This is a genomic window from Roseobacter sp. EG26, from assembly GCF_049830555.1.
GTDB lineage: Bacteria > Pseudomonadota > Alphaproteobacteria > Rhodobacterales > Rhodobacteraceae > Roseobacter.
In genome coordinates, this window is sequence record NZ_JBNBLH010000001.1 from 519,438 (window position 1) to 535,274 (window position 15,837).

The 15,837-nt window shown below is 57.7% G+C and carries 14 protein-coding genes; 11 read left to right on the forward strand and 3 right to left on the reverse strand.

Features of this window, described 5'->3' with window-relative positions:
* Positions 1 to 8: 8 nt before the first annotated feature.
* Complete coding sequence (locus tag ACOTTU_RS02590; RefSeq protein ID WP_425655957.1) at positions 9 to 1,058, reverse strand: glycosyltransferase family 2 protein; 1,050 nt, start codon at positions 1,056 to 1,058, stop codon at positions 9 to 11.
* Between the two features lie 208 nt (positions 1,059 to 1,266).
* Here ACOTTU_RS02590 and ACOTTU_RS02595 point away from each other — a divergent pair, with 208 nt between their 5' ends.
* The 4 genes from ACOTTU_RS02595 (at position 1,267) to ACOTTU_RS02610 (ending at position 4,236) form a co-directional block, all read left to right on the forward strand.
* Positions 1,267 to 1,425 (forward strand): hypothetical protein, encoded by a 159-nt coding sequence (locus ACOTTU_RS02595; protein ID WP_425655958.1) that lies wholly within the window; start codon positions 1,267 to 1,269, stop codon positions 1,423 to 1,425.
* A gap of 108 nt (positions 1,426 to 1,533) precedes the next feature.
* The gene (locus ACOTTU_RS02600; RefSeq protein WP_425655959.1) at positions 1,534 to 2,442 is read left to right on the forward strand and encodes an AAA family ATPase; all 909 of its coding nucleotides are present in this window, start codon (positions 1,534 to 1,536) and stop codon (positions 2,440 to 2,442) included.
* A complete protein-coding gene (locus ACOTTU_RS02605; protein ID WP_425655960.1) occupies positions 2,439 to 2,981 on the forward strand; it encodes a hypothetical protein in 543 nt (180 codons plus the stop codon). Before ACOTTU_RS02600 ends, ACOTTU_RS02605 begins: the two co-directional genes overlap by 4 nt.
* On the forward strand, positions 2,974 to 4,236 hold the full coding sequence (locus ACOTTU_RS02610; protein ID WP_425655961.1) for a vWA domain-containing protein: 1,263 nt from the start codon (positions 2,974 to 2,976) through the stop codon (positions 4,234 to 4,236). The genes ACOTTU_RS02605 and ACOTTU_RS02610 overlap by 8 nt, the downstream gene beginning before the upstream one ends.
* Before the next feature lie 4 nt (positions 4,237 to 4,240).
* Here the strand turns inward: ACOTTU_RS02610 and purL are convergent, their stop codons facing one another.
* Together purL and ACOTTU_RS02620 are read right to left on the reverse strand one after the other, a co-directional pair.
* The gene (purL, locus tag ACOTTU_RS02615) at positions 4,241 to 6,400 is read right to left on the reverse strand and encodes a phosphoribosylformylglycinamidine synthase subunit PurL (RefSeq protein ID WP_425655962.1); all 2,160 of its coding nucleotides are present in this window, start codon (positions 6,398 to 6,400) and stop codon (positions 4,241 to 4,243) included.
* A 329-nt stretch (positions 6,401 to 6,729) separates the two neighbouring features.
* Complete coding sequence (locus tag ACOTTU_RS02620; protein ID WP_298912654.1) at positions 6,730 to 7,635, reverse strand: LysR family transcriptional regulator; 906 nt, start codon at positions 7,633 to 7,635, stop codon at positions 6,730 to 6,732.
* 174 nt (positions 7,636 to 7,809) lie between these two features.
* Here ACOTTU_RS02620 and ACOTTU_RS02625 point away from each other — a divergent pair, with 174 nt between their 5' ends.
* The 7 genes from ACOTTU_RS02625 (at position 7,810) to ACOTTU_RS02655 (ending at position 15,808) form a co-directional block, all read left to right on the forward strand.
* Positions 7,810 to 11,229, forward strand: a complete 3,420-nt coding sequence (locus ACOTTU_RS02625; RefSeq protein ID WP_425655963.1) for an indolepyruvate ferredoxin oxidoreductase family protein — start codon at positions 7,810 to 7,812, stop codon at positions 11,227 to 11,229.
* Between the two features lie 79 nt (positions 11,230 to 11,308).
* Positions 11,309 to 12,190: a lysophospholipid acyltransferase family protein gene (locus ACOTTU_RS02630; RefSeq protein ID WP_425655964.1), complete on the forward strand. Its 882-nt coding sequence runs from the start codon at positions 11,309 to 11,311 to the stop codon at positions 12,188 to 12,190.
* A 27-nt stretch (positions 12,191 to 12,217) separates the two neighbouring features.
* Positions 12,218 to 13,027, forward strand: a complete 810-nt coding sequence (locus tag ACOTTU_RS02635; protein WP_425655965.1) for a glutamate racemase — start codon at positions 12,218 to 12,220, stop codon at positions 13,025 to 13,027.
* Between the two features lie 33 nt (positions 13,028 to 13,060).
* Positions 13,061 to 14,089, forward strand: a complete 1,029-nt coding sequence (gene argC, locus ACOTTU_RS02640) for an N-acetyl-gamma-glutamyl-phosphate reductase (RefSeq protein ID WP_425655966.1) — start codon at positions 13,061 to 13,063, stop codon at positions 14,087 to 14,089.
* Between the two features lie 6 nt (positions 14,090 to 14,095).
* Positions 14,096 to 14,539, forward strand: a complete 444-nt coding sequence (gene ccmE / locus ACOTTU_RS02645; protein ID WP_298912640.1) for a cytochrome c maturation protein CcmE — start codon at positions 14,096 to 14,098, stop codon at positions 14,537 to 14,539.
* A 79-nt stretch (positions 14,540 to 14,618) separates the two neighbouring features.
* The gene (locus tag ACOTTU_RS02650; protein ID WP_425655967.1) at positions 14,619 to 15,230 is read left to right on the forward strand and encodes a holin-associated N-acetylmuramidase; all 612 of its coding nucleotides are present in this window, start codon (positions 14,619 to 14,621) and stop codon (positions 15,228 to 15,230) included.
* Entirely contained in the window at positions 15,221 to 15,808 is a 588-nt protein-coding gene (locus ACOTTU_RS02655) for a holin family protein (protein WP_425655968.1), read from the forward strand. The genes ACOTTU_RS02650 and ACOTTU_RS02655 overlap by 10 nt, the downstream gene beginning before the upstream one ends.
* Positions 15,809 to 15,837: the final 29 nt, after the last annotated feature.

Genomic DNA, 15,837 nt, shown 5'->3' on the forward strand with positions numbered 1-15,837 from the left:
AATTTTCGCTAATTGTCTCCGTTTTGGATATCTTTGAGGGCATAATTGAGCAGAAAGCGCGCCGAGTGCCCAGTCAAAGCCTTTGATGGCGCTGTCATCAGGAGACGCCCGAAAAGCGCCCGGGAGGGCTCGGACCGCATGAGGGCGTCGAACCGTTCCTTGCGCCATGAGACAGCAGCAGCGTGCAGTTCAGACAACGTCGAATCCTGTTTGAGGCCAGCGAGCAGGGGGGCGCTTTGATCGCTCAGTGCGTCGATGCTGCTGTCCTGATCAGAATTGAAGTTGCGCTCCACCCAATAATCCAGCCCCATCGGGTCATCGGAATGATTGACGCGCCCGCGGTCAGATTTCAGAACATAGCTTTCCATCGACCCAAGAGGGTAGTGGTTCAATTGGACCAGGCGATGATTGGGTTGGCCAAAATTCGAGAACACCCTTTTGGTCTTGAATGCATCGTCCAGCTCGCGCCCATTGCCATCGAACCAGCGGGCCCTGGCTAATTTGGCGCGGTCGGGTGCTCTGGGCCGGTGAACCCCGAGTTTGGCGTAGGTGTCATCATTGCGGAAAAGGGTTTTGAACATGGCCGCCCGCCAGGGCCAGTTAATGATCTCAGGCGCGCATCGGGTGAAGGTCTGCGTGACAGGTTGGTCGTCGTAACGGACCACACCACCATTACCAAACAGCCGCCAGGTCAGCGTGATGGCGCTGGCCTCGCTGAGCGTATCGATGAGGTCGGGCAATTTATGGTTTCCCACATGCACATTGACGAACTCATCAATGTCGATCGGCAAGATCCAGTCTGCTTCGCGCAGTTTCGAGTGATCGTCGACCATCCGCAGGGCTGTGAATTGAACGCCCTTTTTGCCATAAGGCCCCGCGTTGCGCAGATGCGTCAGCCAGCCAAGGGCCTCTAAACGGTCGAGCATAAAGTCTGTGCCATCTGTGCAATCATTGGAACAGACAATGAAATCGGTGATACCCGCCGCGCGATGATGCGCCAGCCACTCCAGCAAGAACGCTCCTTCGTTGCGTACAGTTAGGACTGCGAGGATTTTCAAGTCTTTACCATGGGCTCGTTGTGTTGCGGATGTCTGGCATCTGGCTGAAAGGCAAGCGATTCGGGGATTGTCCCGAGCAACGGACGGCCTCCTTTGAGTGCCCGCGTAAAGCAGCATTTTGAAGACAGGGTCCGATCGGGTGGACAGTCGGGTGTCTCCAATCGCCTATCGTGCAGCTGTTTGTTGGATGCGTAGACTGCCAGCTGACATGGCCAATCGTTTTGAGCGACGTGGGTCAGGACAACAAACACCTCAGAACGTCCCGGTAATGCCGTCGTCGGTCTCTGCCATGTGCCCTTGCCGCCTGTTTTTTGCGCTCGACGCCGGGTTCATCGCCCGGGTTTCCATTCTTGTGGGGCAAACATGACAGGTCCACCGAATCGCGTCAATCCAACGGATGGCCTGCGCCAGAAGGCGATCAGTGCTTGACGCCTGTGGTTAGGAGTGCAGGTTACTGCGCAACACAGGAGACCACATGACACACCCCAGTTCGATCGACGCCGTTCAGAAAATGCTGTCAGAACAGGGATATGTCTGTGACCGTTCTCTGGGAACAGTTGTGTTTCTGGCCTTGCAACTCGGGCGCCCGCTGTTTCTGGAGGGGGAAGCCGGCGTGGGCAAAACCGAGATTGCCAAGGCCTTGGCCACCGGGCTGAACCGCCGGTTGATCCGGTTGCAGTGCTATGAGGGTCTGGATGCGGCAAGCGCCGTCTACGAATGGAATTTCCCGGCTCAGATGGTGGCCATCCGCACGGCTGAAGCGGCTGGTGGCAGCGATAGAACCGCGCTTCAGGCGGAGCTTTTCAGCGATGAATTTCTGATCGAACGGCCCCTGCTGGAGGCCATGCGACCGGATGAAAATGGCGCACCTGTCTTGTTAATCGACGAGCTTGACCGCACGGATGAACCCTTTGAGGCGTTTTTGCTGGAGGCTCTGAGCGATTTTCAGGTCACCATTCCGGAACTGGGCACCATCAAGGCGCCCCAGCCGCCCATCGTGATCGTCACCTCCAACCGGACTCGCGAAGTGCATGACGCGCTCAAGCGGCGCTGTCTATATCATTGGGTCGATTACCCCGATTTCGAGCGGGAAATGAGCATCCTGCACGCCCGCGCGCCGGAGGCCGCAGAGGCGCTCAGCCGCGAGGTTGTGGCTTTTGTCCAGCATCTGCGCACGGAGGACTTGTTCAAAAAGCCCGGTGTGGCCGAAACCATCGATTGGGCGAAATGCCTGCTGGCGCTGGATGTCATCAACCTCAGCCCGGAGGTGATCGCCGATACTTTGGGCGCGATCCTCAAGTATCAGGATGACATCCAGAAGCTTCAGGGCTCGGAGGCCAAACGCATCCTCGATCAGGTCAAATCCTCGCTGGAGCCTGCATGAACGTTGGCGGACAACCCGTGCTGGGGCGTAGTACGATGACCTCCGGCAGGACATTGTTCGGAATCTCTATGGGTGTGATTCTGTCGATGCGTTTGGAAATCGACACCTCCGCATTTGAGTTTGCTGGTGTGAGGGGCACGCCGGAGCAGTTGGCGACGGGGATGCTTTGGGTGCTTGGTTCACTGTGGCTGTCGCTTGCCATCAATTGGATGGGAGATCTGATAAACTTGGGAAAATACAATAGCGCGATGACGCAAAAGCGCGGCGAAACCAACATCGGCGGCATGAACAGGACACGCGGACGTTTGCAGGCGCTTATTGAGGTTGTTGAGAATGAGCGCGAGGCAAGGGCACTAGCGGGGCCAAACGAAGATAAGCTTTCAGATCGCGATTTACTATTTATTAGCAGAGAACTAACGGAATTGAAAAATAGCCAATGGTGGCACAGTCGCATGGTTTGGTTTTATCTTGTGGTCTGGTCTTTCTTGATCCCAAGCTGCTTGGCTGCATATGCAGGGTGCCTGCTGACGTATGCCTGAATACGCGCCGCTCGATCTGCCGGATGATCCTAAGCTGACGGGCAATATCACCCATTTCGCGCGGGCGCTGCGGCGGGCCGGATTGCCCATCGGGCCCGGGCGGGTGCTTGACGCGGTGCGTGCCGTACAGGCGGCGGGGTTCACGGACAAGCGGGATTTTTACTGGACGTTGCATGCGTGCTTTGTGAACCGGCCGGAGCACCGTTTGGTCTTTGCGCAGGTCTTTAGGCTTTACTGGCGGGACCCGCGGTATCTGGAACATATGATGTCGATGATGATCCCTGCCGTGCGCGGTGTGCAGGAGGATCGCAAGGCGAAATCCGCTGAAAAACGCGCCGCCGAAGCGCTGTTGGATGGGGCAGAGGCCCCCGAGTTCGACGAAAACGACGTGGAAAATGACGACACTACGGAGGTCGAGATTGACGCCAGCCTGACCATGTCGTCGCAGGAACGGCTGCGCAGCCTTGATTTCGAACAGATGAGCACGTCGGAGATGGCCGAGGCCAAGCGCATGCTGGCGCGGCTGAACCTGCCGGTGCCGCCCATCCGCTCGCGGCGGGCCATGTCCAGCCTGACCGGCACGCGGGTGGATGCGGCCAGAACGTTGCGCGCGGCCATGCGGCAGGGCGGCGAGATGCACAAGATTGCGCTAAAAGCGCCGCGCCCGCGCTGGCCAAACCTTGTCGTGCTCTGCGATATTTCCGGGTCGATGAGCCAGTATAGCCGCGTGGTGTTGCATTTCCTGCACGCGGTCGCGAATGCCAAGGGCGCGGGATGGGCAAAGGTTCATGCTTTCACCTTTGGCACGCGGTTGACAAATATCACCCGCCATCTGCGTCACCGGGATGTGGATGCGGCATTGGCCGCAGCGGGTGCCGAAGCGCAGGACTGGGAAGGCGGGACGCGCATTGGCCAATGTCTCGAAAGCTTCAACCGCGACTGGTCGCGCCGGGTGATGGGGCAGGGGGCGGTGGTGCTTTTGATCACAGACGGGCTCGACCGGGACGACCCCGAAGCGTTGGCAAAACAGATGGAGCGGCTGAATTTGTCGTCGCGCCGTTTGATCTGGCTGAACCCATTGCTGCGGTGGGAAGGGTTTGCGCCCAAGGCGCAAGGGATTGCGGCGATGTTGCCGCATGTGGACAGCTTTCGCGCAGGCCATTCGATTGCCTCACTGGAAGATCTGGCCACGTCCCTCTCCCGCCCGGACGATCGGGGCGAGAAGGAACGTTTGATGCGGATGCTGGGCGCGTAACCGCTCAGGCAACCGCTGCCGCAAAAGACCCGCGATAAAGATCGCTGAGTGCCGCCAGCGGTGCAGAGGTGTTGCCAAAGGAAATTTCATCACCGCCAAATTGCCCGACAGGGTTCAGCATGACACCTGCCGCAGTAGCCGCTGCTGCCAGCGCCTCGGCCTGCTCGACAGAACAGGCGATCAGATAACGGCCCTGATCCTCCCCGAAGAGCGCGCCCGCATCATCGGTTTCTAGATGAATCCCCACGCCAGATTTTTCAGCCATCTCAAAGGCTGCAAGCGCTAGCCCACCGTCTGACAGGTCAGAGCAGGCTTCGATCAGGTTGTGGCTGTCTCGGATGAACGCACCATGGGCGGCTTCCTTGTCCAGATCGACCGGCGGGGCGTCACCTTCTGCGCGGCCAAAGGCTTCGGCCAGCAGGGCGGATTGACCAAGATGCCCGGTGGTGTCCCCCAACAGCAGCGCCACATGGCCTGCACGCACGTCACAGCCGATAATGTCATCCGTATGCGCGATCAGCCCCACGGCCCCAATGGTCGGCGTCGGCAGGATCGCCGCCCCGTCGGTTTCATTGTAGAGCGAGACATTGCCCGAGACGATCGGCATGTCGAGCGCTTCCACTGCCGCGCCAATGCCCTGAATAGCCCCCACGAACTGCCCCATGATCTGCGGCTTTTCGGGATTGCCAAAATTCATGTTATCCGTGGTTGCCAGCGGGATTGCCCCCACGGCGGTCAGATTGCGATAAGCCTCGGCCACCGCCTGTTTGCCGCCTTCGACCGGGTTGGCCTTGACATAGCGCGGGGTCACATCGGAGGTGAAGGCCAGCGCCTTGTCCGTGCCATGCACGCGTACGATGCCAGCCCCAAGACCGGGAATGCGCACGGTGTCGGCCATGACCATCGTGTCATATTGGGTATAGACCCAGGCTTTGGACGCATAGTTCGGGCTGGTGATCAGCGCCTTGAGCCCGTCGATGGCATCAATGTCGAGCGCCTCGTCAAAGGGGGCGGGGGCGGGTGTCGGCTCCCACGGGCGGTCATATTCCGGTGCGGTGCCAGCCAGTGTCTTGAGCGGCAGGTCGGCTTTGACTTCCCCATGATGGACGATAAGGAAACGGTCTTCGGCAATGGTTTCCCCGACAATGGCGAAATCCAGATCCCATTTGTCGAACACAGCCTTGGCTTGCGATTCCAACTCGGGCCGCAGGACCATCAGCATGCGTTCCTGGCTTTCCGAAAGCATCATTTCATAGGCGGTCATCGCCTCTTCACGGACGGGGACGTTTTCCAGATCAAGGCGTACGCCGAGGTTGCCCTTGTCGCCCATTTCCACAGCGGAGCAGGTCAGCCCGGCGGCTCCCATATCCTGAATGGAAATCACCGCGCCGGTTTTCATCAACTCCAGCGTGGCTTCCATCAGGCGCTTTTCCGTGAAGGGGTCCCCGACCTGCACGGTGGGGCGTTTTTCCTCGATGGTGTCGTCGAATTCGGCGGAAGCCATGGTGGCCCCGCCCACACCGTCGCGCCCGGTCTTGGCCCCCAGATAGACAACCGGCATGCCAACACCGGAGGCTGCGGAATAGAAAATCTTATCCGCATCCGCCAGACCGGCCGCAAAAGCATTCACAAGGCAATTGCCGTTATAGGCCGGATCAAACCGCACCTCGCCGCCCACGGTCGGCACGCCGAAGCAGTTGCCATAGCCGCCGATGCCCTCGACAACACCGTTGACCAATTGCCGGGTCTTGGGGTGTGATGGCGCGCCAAAGCTGAGCGAATTCATCGCTGCAATCGGGCGCGCGCCCATGGTAAAGACATCCCGCAAAATGCCGCCCACACCGGTGGCCGCGCCCTGATAGGGCTCAATATAGCTGGGGTGATTGTGGCTCTCCATTTTGAAGACAACTGCCTGACCATCCCCGATATCCACAACACCGGCGTTCTCGCCTGGGCCACAAATAACCTGCGGGCCGGTTGTTGGCAGGGTGCGCAGCCATTTCTTGGAGGATTTATAGGAGCAATGCTCGTTCCACATGGCCGAAAAAATGCCAAGCTCGGTAAAGCTGGGCTCGCGCCCGACAATCTCCAGAATGCGCGCGTATTCATCCGGGCTCAGCCCGTGGCTGGCAATCAGCTCCGGTGTGATGGCAGGTTCAGTCATCGCGCTTGGGCCCCCCGTCGCGTCATTGGCAATCGCAAATATTGCGACGTCTTTAGAGGAAGGGACATCGGGGGAAAAGGGCAAAGCCTGTTGTTGAGGGCGGTTTCAAATACTATTCAACCCTGATAACGGTCAGCCGCTTCTATGAGGTCGAAAAAAAAGGCCGAGCACGAAGCTCGGCCAAGTCCAACAGGGAGGTATGAAGGCTGGTGCAGAGCACCCGCGCCTTCAATTGATCAGATAAGTGGCGTGCTGCTCACGATCAAGGCTGAATCACAACGCGAGGTAGCATGTCCGATATGCATTGAGCGCATAGCTCAAGCCCCACCTCAGAACTTTTGCTTTTCTCTCAGTTGTTTGCGGTATGTGATGATCTCTTCCTGCACGAAGTCCTTGAAGGCAGATACCCGCTGGGAGTGACGCAATTCTTCCGGATATGCCAGAAAAACAGGCACATCAGCGGATTCCAGATCAGGCAAAACCTGAACAAGATCCGGGAAATCCTCCGTCACGTAATCCGGCAGCACACCGATTCCCAGATTGTTGAGAACACCTTGCAAAACGCCATAGTAATTATTCACCGTCAGTAACGAGCGTATGTCATATGTCATCAGGTGCTGCACGAGGTTACGCCCCGAACCAACCTGGTTGCTATCCGTGTTCTGGCAGATCAGGCGATGATCCTCGATATCTTCGATCACCGCAGGGGTGTCATTCGCCTTGAGGTAATCCGGCGTGGCATAAAGGCACATGCGGATCGTCATCAGCTTCTTGCGGATCAGGTCTGCCTGACTGGGTTCTTTCATGCGGATGGCCACATCGGCTTCACGCATGGGCAAATCAAGTACCCGCTCCTCAAGCATCAAATCGATCTTAAGGTCGGGATATTGCTCATAGAGTTTCGGCAGGCGCGGCGCGAGCCAAAGGGTGCCAAAGCCGGTTGTGGTCGTCACCCGCAGCTCTCCAAAGACCTCCTCTTCGCTGTCGCGGATGCGCGCAGACGCGGTATCCAGTCGCTTTGACATCGCGGAAGTGGCGTCAAACAGAAGCTCACCCTGTTCAGTCAGGATCAGGCCGCGGGCATGTCGGTGGAAGAGGGTGGCGTTCAGTGATTCCTCAAGGCCCCTGATCTGTCTGCTGACGGCGGATTGCGACAAATTCAGCTTGTCACCCGCATGAGTCAGAGACCCGGCGTCAGCGACCGCGTGAAAAATTCTCAGCTTATCCCAATCCATACCGTAACCCGTGCAAAGCGTTGATGCCGTGTTAGCGGTATCTTCCTCTGAAATACAGTGGACGTCGCGGCAAAACGCGGCGAAAGGCAAATTTACCCCTATACAGGTCAGCTTTTATGACCTATTATCGTCTCAAATCTGTGCAACACTGACCGAGCGCTGGGGAGGCGATCGATGAGCACTCAGAAAATTTCGCTGAATGACCGCTACGACCTGAGCAAAAGCACCGTGCTGCTAAATGGCACGCAGGCGCTTGTCCGTTTGATGATGACGCAAAAGGCGCGCGACACCGAAGCGGGGCTAAATACTGCTGGTCTGGTCACCGGCTATCGGGGGTCGCCACTTGGTGCCGTCGACATGCAGATGCAACGGGCCCTTAAGCCGCTGATCGAGCATGATATTACCTTTCAGACCGGACTTAACGAAGACCTTGCGGCCACGGCGTTGTGGGGCAGCCAGCAGGCGGAATTGCGCGGAGAAGGCAAGTTCGACGGGGTCTTTGGCCTTTGGTATGGCAAAGGGCCCGGTGTTGACCGGTCCGGTGATGTCATGCGCCATGCCAATATGGCGGGCAGCGCAAAAAATGGCGGCGTTCTGATGGCCATGGGCGATGACCATACAGGCGAAAGCTCGACGGTCCTGCATCAGTCCGAATGGGCGATGGTGGATGCCTATATGCCGGTTGTCAGCCCGGCGGGTGTTCAGGAAATACTGGATTATGGCCTTTACGGGTTCGCGCTGAGCCGGTTTTCCGGCCTTTGGGTCGGGCTGAAAACAATGAAAGACACGGTCGAGGCCACGTCGGTCGTGAATGCCGACCCATCGCGCCTGAACTTTGTTGTCCCGGATTTCCAGATGCCCGAAGGCGGGCTGAACATTCGTCTGATCGATACGCCGCACGATCAGGAAGCACGGATGATCGATCATAAACGTTTTGCTGCCGAAGCCTTCAGCCGCGCCAACAAAATGGACAAACGGGTCTGGGGCAAGGCCGGGGCAAAGATCGGGTTCGTGGCGGCGGGAAAAAACTGGCTTGATCTGGAGCATGCTCTTAGCCTGCTCAACATCGACGCGGCAGAGGCCGAGCGCCTGGGGCTGACGACATATAAGATCGGGCAGACGTTCCCGCTCGATATGGAAGGCTTTCACGACTGGGCCGAAGGGCTCGATCTTATTGTTGTGGTAGAGGAAAAGCGCAAACTTATCGAGGTTCAGATCAAGGAGGCAATCTTTGATGATCGTCGGGGTCGACGGGTCTATGGCTGGCACAAGGGCGGGGGCGCGGGGTCCATGCATGGGGAAGAGCTTTTCCCAACACGCGGCGCGCTCGACCCGATCATGATTGCGGAAAAACTCGGTAAGATCTTGATCGAAGAAGGGCGTGATAACGAAAGGTTACGCGCCGGTCTTAATGTGCTTGAAGAGGCCCGCCGAAATGACAACGCCGAGGATATCGCCGCGCGTCTGCCGTATTTCTGCTCCGGCTGCCCGCATAATTCTTCGACCAAACTGCCCGAGGGCGCGCGCGCCTATGCGGGCATCGGATGCCACTACATGGTGCAATGGATGGACCGCGAAACCACCGGTTTCACTCATATGGGCGGCGAAGGCGCAAACTGGATCGGCGAGGCGCCCTTTTCGACCCGCGGTCATGTCTTCCAGAACCTCGGCGATGGCACCTACAATCACTCCGGTGTCCAGGCCATTCGCGCAGCGCTGAACGCCAAGACCAACATCACCTACAAAATTCTCTATAACGATGCGGTTGCGATGACGGGTGGGCAGCACAATGAAGGTGATCTGGATGCGCTGCGGATTGTAAAGGAACTGCAAGCGATGGGCGTCAGCCATGTCGCTGTTGTCTATGACGAAAAAGAGGACGTCGATCTCAACGCCTTCAAAGGGGTCGAACTGCATGAGCGGGCGCACTTGCAAACCGTGCAGGAGAGGTTTGCAAAGATCGAAGGCGTTTCGGCAATCGTTTATATTCAAACCTGTGCGGCTGAAAAGCGACGGCGCCGCAAACGCGGGCTGTTTCCTGATCCTGACAAACGCGTGTTCATCAATTCGGACGTCTGCGAGGGGTGCGGTGATTGCGGCGTCCAGTCAAACTGCGTCTCGATTGTGCCCAAAGAGACCGAATTGGGGCGCAAGCGCGCAATTGACCAGTCATCCTGCAACAAGGATTTCAGTTGTCTGAAGGGGTTTTGCCCATCCTTTGTAACCCTTGAGGGCGCGACGGTGCGCAAGAATCCGACCACTCAGCTCGAAATCCCTGAGCTGCCGATGCCGGTTCTTCCGGAAATCAATGGGACCTGGAATGTGGTCATCACGGGCGTTGGGGGTACCGGCGTCGTGACAATCGGTGCTGTGATGGCGCAGGCTGCGCATATTGATGGCAAAGGTGCGGGCATGATGGAAATGGCTGGCCTTGCCCAGAAAGGGGGCGCTGTTCACATTCATTGCCGCTTGGCAGAGAAACCCGACGATATCAGTGCGATACGTGTGGCGACGGGAGAGGCGGATGCATTGATTGGGGGCGATCTCGTCGTCTCTGCGGGCGCCAAAACGCTGGGTCTGACACGCGGTGGGCGTACCGGGGCCGTGGTTAACAGCCACGAGATCATCACCGGAGATTTCACGCGTGACACGGAATTCCAGCTGCCGAGTGAACGGTTGTCTCTGGCGATCGAGGCGCGCCTGAAGGATCGCGTTGATATGTTCGACGCGTCGGAACTGGCCAAGGCGACGTTGGGCGATTCCATTTTTTCCAACATGATGATCTTTGGGGCGGCTTGGCAGCGTGGGCTCGTGCCGTTGTCGCTTGCTGCGATCACCGAAGCGATCCAGCTTAATGGTGCTGCGGTAGAGCGGAATCTTCGCGCTTTCGAGATTGGGCGCTGGGCGGTTCTGAACGCCGAAGAAGCGGCGGGTTTGTTGCAGGCCAAAGTTATCAGCCTGCCAAAAACGCTGGAAGAACAGATCACCTACCGTGCAGAAGCGCTTTCAGCCTATCAGAGTAGCCGCCTGGCCAAACGCTATCGGCGCTTCCTGGAGAAGATCTCGGACGGGGATGTCCGGCGCGCAGCGGCAAAAGGCTATCATAAGCTTTTGGCCTATAAGGATGAGTATGAGGTTGCCCGGTTGCTTCTGTCCAGCCGCGAAAAGGCGGCAGAAGAGTTCGATGGTGATTTCAGGATGACCTTCAATCTTGCCCCGCCGATGCTGTCCAAAACCGGCCCGGACGGGCGGCCCGCGAAACGTACATTCGGCCCGTGGCTGGAGCGCCCGCTGCGGCTTCTGACCAAGCTGAAATTCTTGCGCGGCACGCCGCTTGACCCTTTTGGGTATACTGCGGAACGTCGCATGGAACGTCAGTTGATCCGGCAGTTTGAGCGCGACATGGCCGACGTTCTGCCAAGATTGGAAGAGGCGACCAAGCCTGCGATCATTGCGCTTGCGGAACTGCCTTTGCAAATCAAGGGATTTGGTCCGGTCAAACAGAAAAGTGAGGCAAAAGCGGCCAAACGCCGTGAAGAACTGCTCGCGGCAATCCGTGCAGGCGGGGCCGGGTTCTCGAAAGCCGCGGAATAGGGCGTCACATTCCTGTCATATGTTCTGGGCATCCAGAGGTCGCGTGGCTAAGGTCGCGTGGGGACCAAGAGGGAACTCTATGGGAATGATGCGCCCGAACATTGCACGCGATATCAGCTATTCCTATTCGGCTGAAACAAGGGGCGGTCGCGCCCTTATCCGTTTGATGGAAAACAGCACCGGACGTCTGCGTCTGATACGCCGGGCCCGGGGTTATGAGCACGAAGTTGCGTCCGGTCGCGATTTCTTCGAGGTCATGCTGGACCGTTATGGACTAAGCTTGGAGATTGCATCCGGTCGCCTGGCGGATATTCCGCGACAGGGGCCGCTCATTTTGATTGCAAACCACCCTTACGGCATTCTCGATGGTTTGGTGATGGGGCATATCCTGTCCGGAATACGGGGCGATTTCCGCATTGTGGCCAATTCGGTGTTTCGCAAAGCAGAAGACCTTGACCGCATCATTCTGCCAATAAGTTTTGATGCCACAAAAGAAGCGATGGCCCTGAACATTGCGACGCGCAAAAAGGCGCTGACCTATCTGAACGATGCAGGTGCCATCGGTATCTTTCCCGGCGGGACTGTGAGCACAGGTGCCAGACCCTTTTCGCGCCCGATGGACCCGGGCTGGCGCAGTTTCACCGCGCGCATGGTAGCGAAATCTGATGCGACGGTGCTGCCGCTCTATTTTGACGGGCACACAAGCCGCTTGTTCCAGATTGCGAGCCACATGCATGCAACCCTGCGCATGGGGTTGTTGATCAAGGAGTTCGTCAAGCGCGTCGATACCCCGGTACGATTGTGCGTGGGCCAACCGATAAAGCGTGACCTTCTGGACCCGCTTGCAAAAGATAGCAAAGCGATGATGGATTTCCTGCGAAAAGCAACGTATGAGCTGTCCCCAGACCCGGAGAAATCCTTTGATCTGGGATATGAATTCGAAGACAGGCATCGCGGTTGACCGGGTGCCAATGAGGCACCGGGTAAAATGGCGGTAGGGATTTTTGATAGCGGATTGGGCGGATTGACCGTGCTGGATGCTGTCGAAAAGCGTCTGCCGGATGTGCCGTTTGTCTATCTGGCGGACAGCGCGCATGCGCCCTATGGCGTGCGCACCGCCGACGATATTTTTGATCTGACCTGTGCCGCTGCGACCCGGCTTTTTGATGCCGGGTGCGATCTGGTGATTCTGGCTTGCAACACCGCCTCGGCGGCCGCTCTAAGGCGGATGCAGGAGGCCTGGATTCCGCAAGAAAAGCGCGTGCTTGGGGTATTCGTGCCGCTCATCGAAGCGATGACGGAACGGCAATGGGGCGACAATTCTCCGCCGCGCGAGGTTGCGGTGAAACATGTAGCGCTCTTTGCCACGCCTGCGACAGTTGCCAGCCGTGCTTTCCAGCGTGAACTGGCGTTTCGGGCCATTGGCGTCGATGTCGAGGCGCAGGCCTGCGGCGGTGTCGTGGACGCCATCGAAGAAGGCGACATGATACTGGCCGAAGCCCTGGTACGCAGCCATGTCGACGCCTTGAAACGGAAAATGCCGGATCCCGATGCGGCGATCCTGGGGTGTACGCACTATCCGCTGATGCAGTCCCATTTCCAGGATGCACTGGGTCCGGATGTACGGGTTTTCAGTCAGGCATCGCTGGTGGCGGACAGTCTGGCGGATTATCTGACACGCCATCCCGACATGCTGGGCACTGGCAAAAGTGAATTCCTGACCACCGGCGATGCCCGCCGGGTCAGTGACCGGGCCACACAGTTTTTGCGACGACGGATCACATTTCAATCTGCCTGAGCTTTCAAAACTCCTTCGACACGGATGATATCCATGACATATTCCATCGCGATCCTCGGTGCCTCTGGCTATACCGGGGCAGAACTGATCCGGCTGATCGCCGATCACCCTGAAATGAAAATCACGGCCCTTGGCGCCAATTCCAAAGCGGGATTGACCATGGCGCAGGTCTTTCCCCATCTGCGTCATCTGGATTTGCCAGCGCTTGTGAAAATCGAAGAGATCGATTTTACCGATATCGACCTGTGCTTTTGCGCGCTGCCGCATAAGACCAGCCAGCAGGTCATCTCGGCACTGCCCGCAAGTTTGAAAATCGTCGACCTCAGCGCGGATTTCCGGCTGCGTGATCCGGCTGACTACGAAAAGTGGTATGGCAACGCGCACAGCGCAGTCGCCCAGCAGCACGAAGCCGTTTACGGATTGACCGAATTCTATCGCGAAGAGATCAGATCAGCCCGGCTCGTGGCGGGAACCGGGTGCAATGCAGCTACCGGGCATTTCATTCTCAGGCCGCTGATTTCCGCGCAGGTGATTGACCTCGATGAGATCATTCTGGATATGAAATGCGCCGTCTCCGGGGCCGGGCGCAGTTTGAAGGAGAATTTGCTGCACGCCGAATTGTCGGAAGGCTATCATGCCTATGCGGTGGGGGGTACGCACCGCCACTTGGGTGAATTTGATCAGGAATTCAGCGCGCTTGCCGGTCGTCCCGTTCAGGTGCAGTTCACACCGCATCTTGTTCCTGCGAACCGCGGCATTCTCGCGACCACCTATGTGAAGGGCGACGCGGAAGCGATCCACAAGACGCTTCGTGACGCTTATGACGACGAGCCGTTCGTGGTCGTTCTGCCTTTTGGGGAGACGCCCAGTACCCGGCATGTGAGGGGTTCAAACTACTGCCACATCGGCGTGTCAGCGGATCGCATTCCGGGCCGGGCAATCGTGGTTGGTGCCTTGGACAACCTCACGAAAGGGTCAAGCGGTCAGGCGTTGCAAAACGCCAACCTGATGTTAGGTATTGGGGAAACACAGGGCCTGAAAATGGCACCACTTTTTCCTTGAGGACCGATGAAAAGCCTGAAGAAACAACGCCGAATTCAAGTCATCGCCGTCGCGGCGGTGGCTTTGGCGCTCTCAACCGGTCTGATCGGCTACGCGATGCGCGACGGCATCAATTTCTTCCGCGCGCCCAGTCAGGTTTTGGCGGAGCCCCCCGCGCCATCGGAAGTTTTTCGCATCGGCGGGCTGGTCGAAGAAGGCTCATTGGTTCGTGGTCAGGGCAAGACCATACAGTTCAGTGTAACGGATGGCGGCGCAACTGTACCGGTCAGCTTCACCGGTGTACTGCCTGATCTTTTTGAGGAAAATCAGGGGATGGTTGGCACCGGTCGTTACATTAATGGCGTGTTCGAAGCCTCTGAAATACTTGCAAAACACGACGAAACCTACATGCCCAAGGAAGTTGTTGACGCATTGAAAGAACAAGGCGTCTACCAAGACCCCGAAGGCTAGTTGCGTACGCAGCTCTTAGACGTAATTAACCAATCTTTGCACATTTTACCCTCCGCAATGGCGAATAAAGGGGGCGTAGATGCAAACGGTCAGAGAGATCGCAACGCAAATCGTGGCGCGTGAAGGCGGCTATGTAAATGATCCGGATGATCCGGGAGGGGCCACAAACTTTGGTGTGACCATTCATACCATGCGGACATTGGGGCTTGATCTGGATCGCGACGGGGCGGTCACAATTGCCGATGTGCGCGCCCTGACGAAAGAGCAGGCCGTCGAAATCTTCGAAAAACACTATTTCGAAAAGCCACTGATTGCGCTTTTGCCGCCTGTTTTGCACGCCAGTGTTTTCGACATGTACGTCAACGCAGGCGCTAACGCCGTCAAAATCCTGCAACGCCTGCTGAGAGATATGGGCCATGACATCGAAGTGGACGGTGCGCTTGGCCCGCAAAGCATCGCTGCTGCTCAGGCGGCGTTCCTGAACGCGCCAAATCATCTTGCCGATGCCTACGGCATTGCGCGCCGCAACTACTATTTCCGCATCGCGGATCGACGCGCCGCTAGCCGGAAATACGCGCGCACTCGCGCGGGTCACAAGGGTGGCTGGATCAAACGCGCGGAAGTTTTCATTTCGGAAAAGTACCATCTCACCGAGCAACAGTTTAAGCAAAGGGTCGCGGCATGGGTTTGATCACAGGCATACTGAACGTCATTTTTGGCAATGGCCGCAACGCGATAAGCGACACGGTCGAAGTTTTCAGGGAAAACACCGAAGAGGGTGCTGCGCGGTCACAGGAGCTTCGGCTGGAAGCGATGAAACAATTCGCCCGCGAATTCGAAGCCTCCAATCAAAATATCTTTGACCGGATCATGGACGGTATCAATCGGGTTCCCCGGCCCGCCCTGGCCTTGGGAACGCTGGCGTTGTTCGTCTCTGCAATGGTGGACCCGATCTGGTTTTCCAAGCGCATGCAGGGCATTGCGTTGGTACCGGAGCCGTTGTGGTGGTTGCTGGGGGTGATCGTTTCTTTCTACTTCGGTGCGAGACATCAGATCAAAAGCCAGCAATTCCAACGATCTATTGCGCAGACAATGGCCCACGCGCCGAAGGTGATCGAGAATATCTCTGCGCTCAACGGCCTCAGATCAACATCGCCCGGTGTTGCGGACAGCGGGTCGGACGCCCGCTTGTCAGCCCTGTCGATCATGCCGGACGGAAATGCCGCCCTTGAGGAATGGCATAGTCACAAGCGACCTGCGACAAAGTGATCGACTGACCGGGGCGATTGTCGTTGGAT

Excerpts from the sequence above, each read along its gene's own strand:
- ACOTTU_RS02595 (WP_425655958.1), top strand. The coding sequence starts at position 1,267 with ATGGCCAATCGTTTTGAGCGACGTGGGTCAGGACAACAAACACCTCAG.
- ACOTTU_RS02600 (WP_425655959.1), top strand. The coding sequence starts at position 1,534 with ATGACACACCCCAGTTCGATCGACGCCGTTCAGAAAATGCTGTCAGAA.
- ACOTTU_RS02605 (WP_425655960.1), top strand. The coding sequence starts at position 2,439 with ATGAACGTTGGCGGACAACCCGTGCTGGGGCGTAGTACGATGACCTCC.
- ACOTTU_RS02610 (WP_425655961.1), top strand. The coding sequence starts at position 2,974 with ATGCCTGAATACGCGCCGCTCGATCTGCCGGATGATCCTAAGCTGACG.
- purL (WP_425655962.1), bottom strand. The coding sequence starts at position 6,400 with ATGACTGAACCTGCCATCACACCGGAGCTGATTGCCAGCCACGGGCTG.
- ACOTTU_RS02620 (WP_298912654.1), bottom strand. The coding sequence starts at position 7,635 with ATGGATTGGGATAAGCTGAGAATTTTTCACGCGGTCGCTGACGCCGGG.
- ACOTTU_RS02625 (WP_425655963.1), top strand. The coding sequence starts at position 7,810 with ATGAGCACTCAGAAAATTTCGCTGAATGACCGCTACGACCTGAGCAAA.
- ACOTTU_RS02630 (WP_425655964.1), top strand. The coding sequence starts at position 11,309 with ATGGGAATGATGCGCCCGAACATTGCACGCGATATCAGCTATTCCTAT.
- ACOTTU_RS02635 (WP_425655965.1), top strand. The coding sequence starts at position 12,218 with ATGGCGGTAGGGATTTTTGATAGCGGATTGGGCGGATTGACCGTGCTG.
- argC (WP_425655966.1), top strand. The coding sequence starts at position 13,061 with ATGACATATTCCATCGCGATCCTCGGTGCCTCTGGCTATACCGGGGCA.
- ccmE (WP_298912640.1), top strand. The coding sequence starts at position 14,096 with ATGAAAAGCCTGAAGAAACAACGCCGAATTCAAGTCATCGCCGTCGCG.
- ACOTTU_RS02650 (WP_425655967.1), top strand. The coding sequence starts at position 14,619 with ATGCAAACGGTCAGAGAGATCGCAACGCAAATCGTGGCGCGTGAAGGC.
- ACOTTU_RS02655 (WP_425655968.1), top strand. The coding sequence starts at position 15,221 with ATGGGTTTGATCACAGGCATACTGAACGTCATTTTTGGCAATGGCCGC.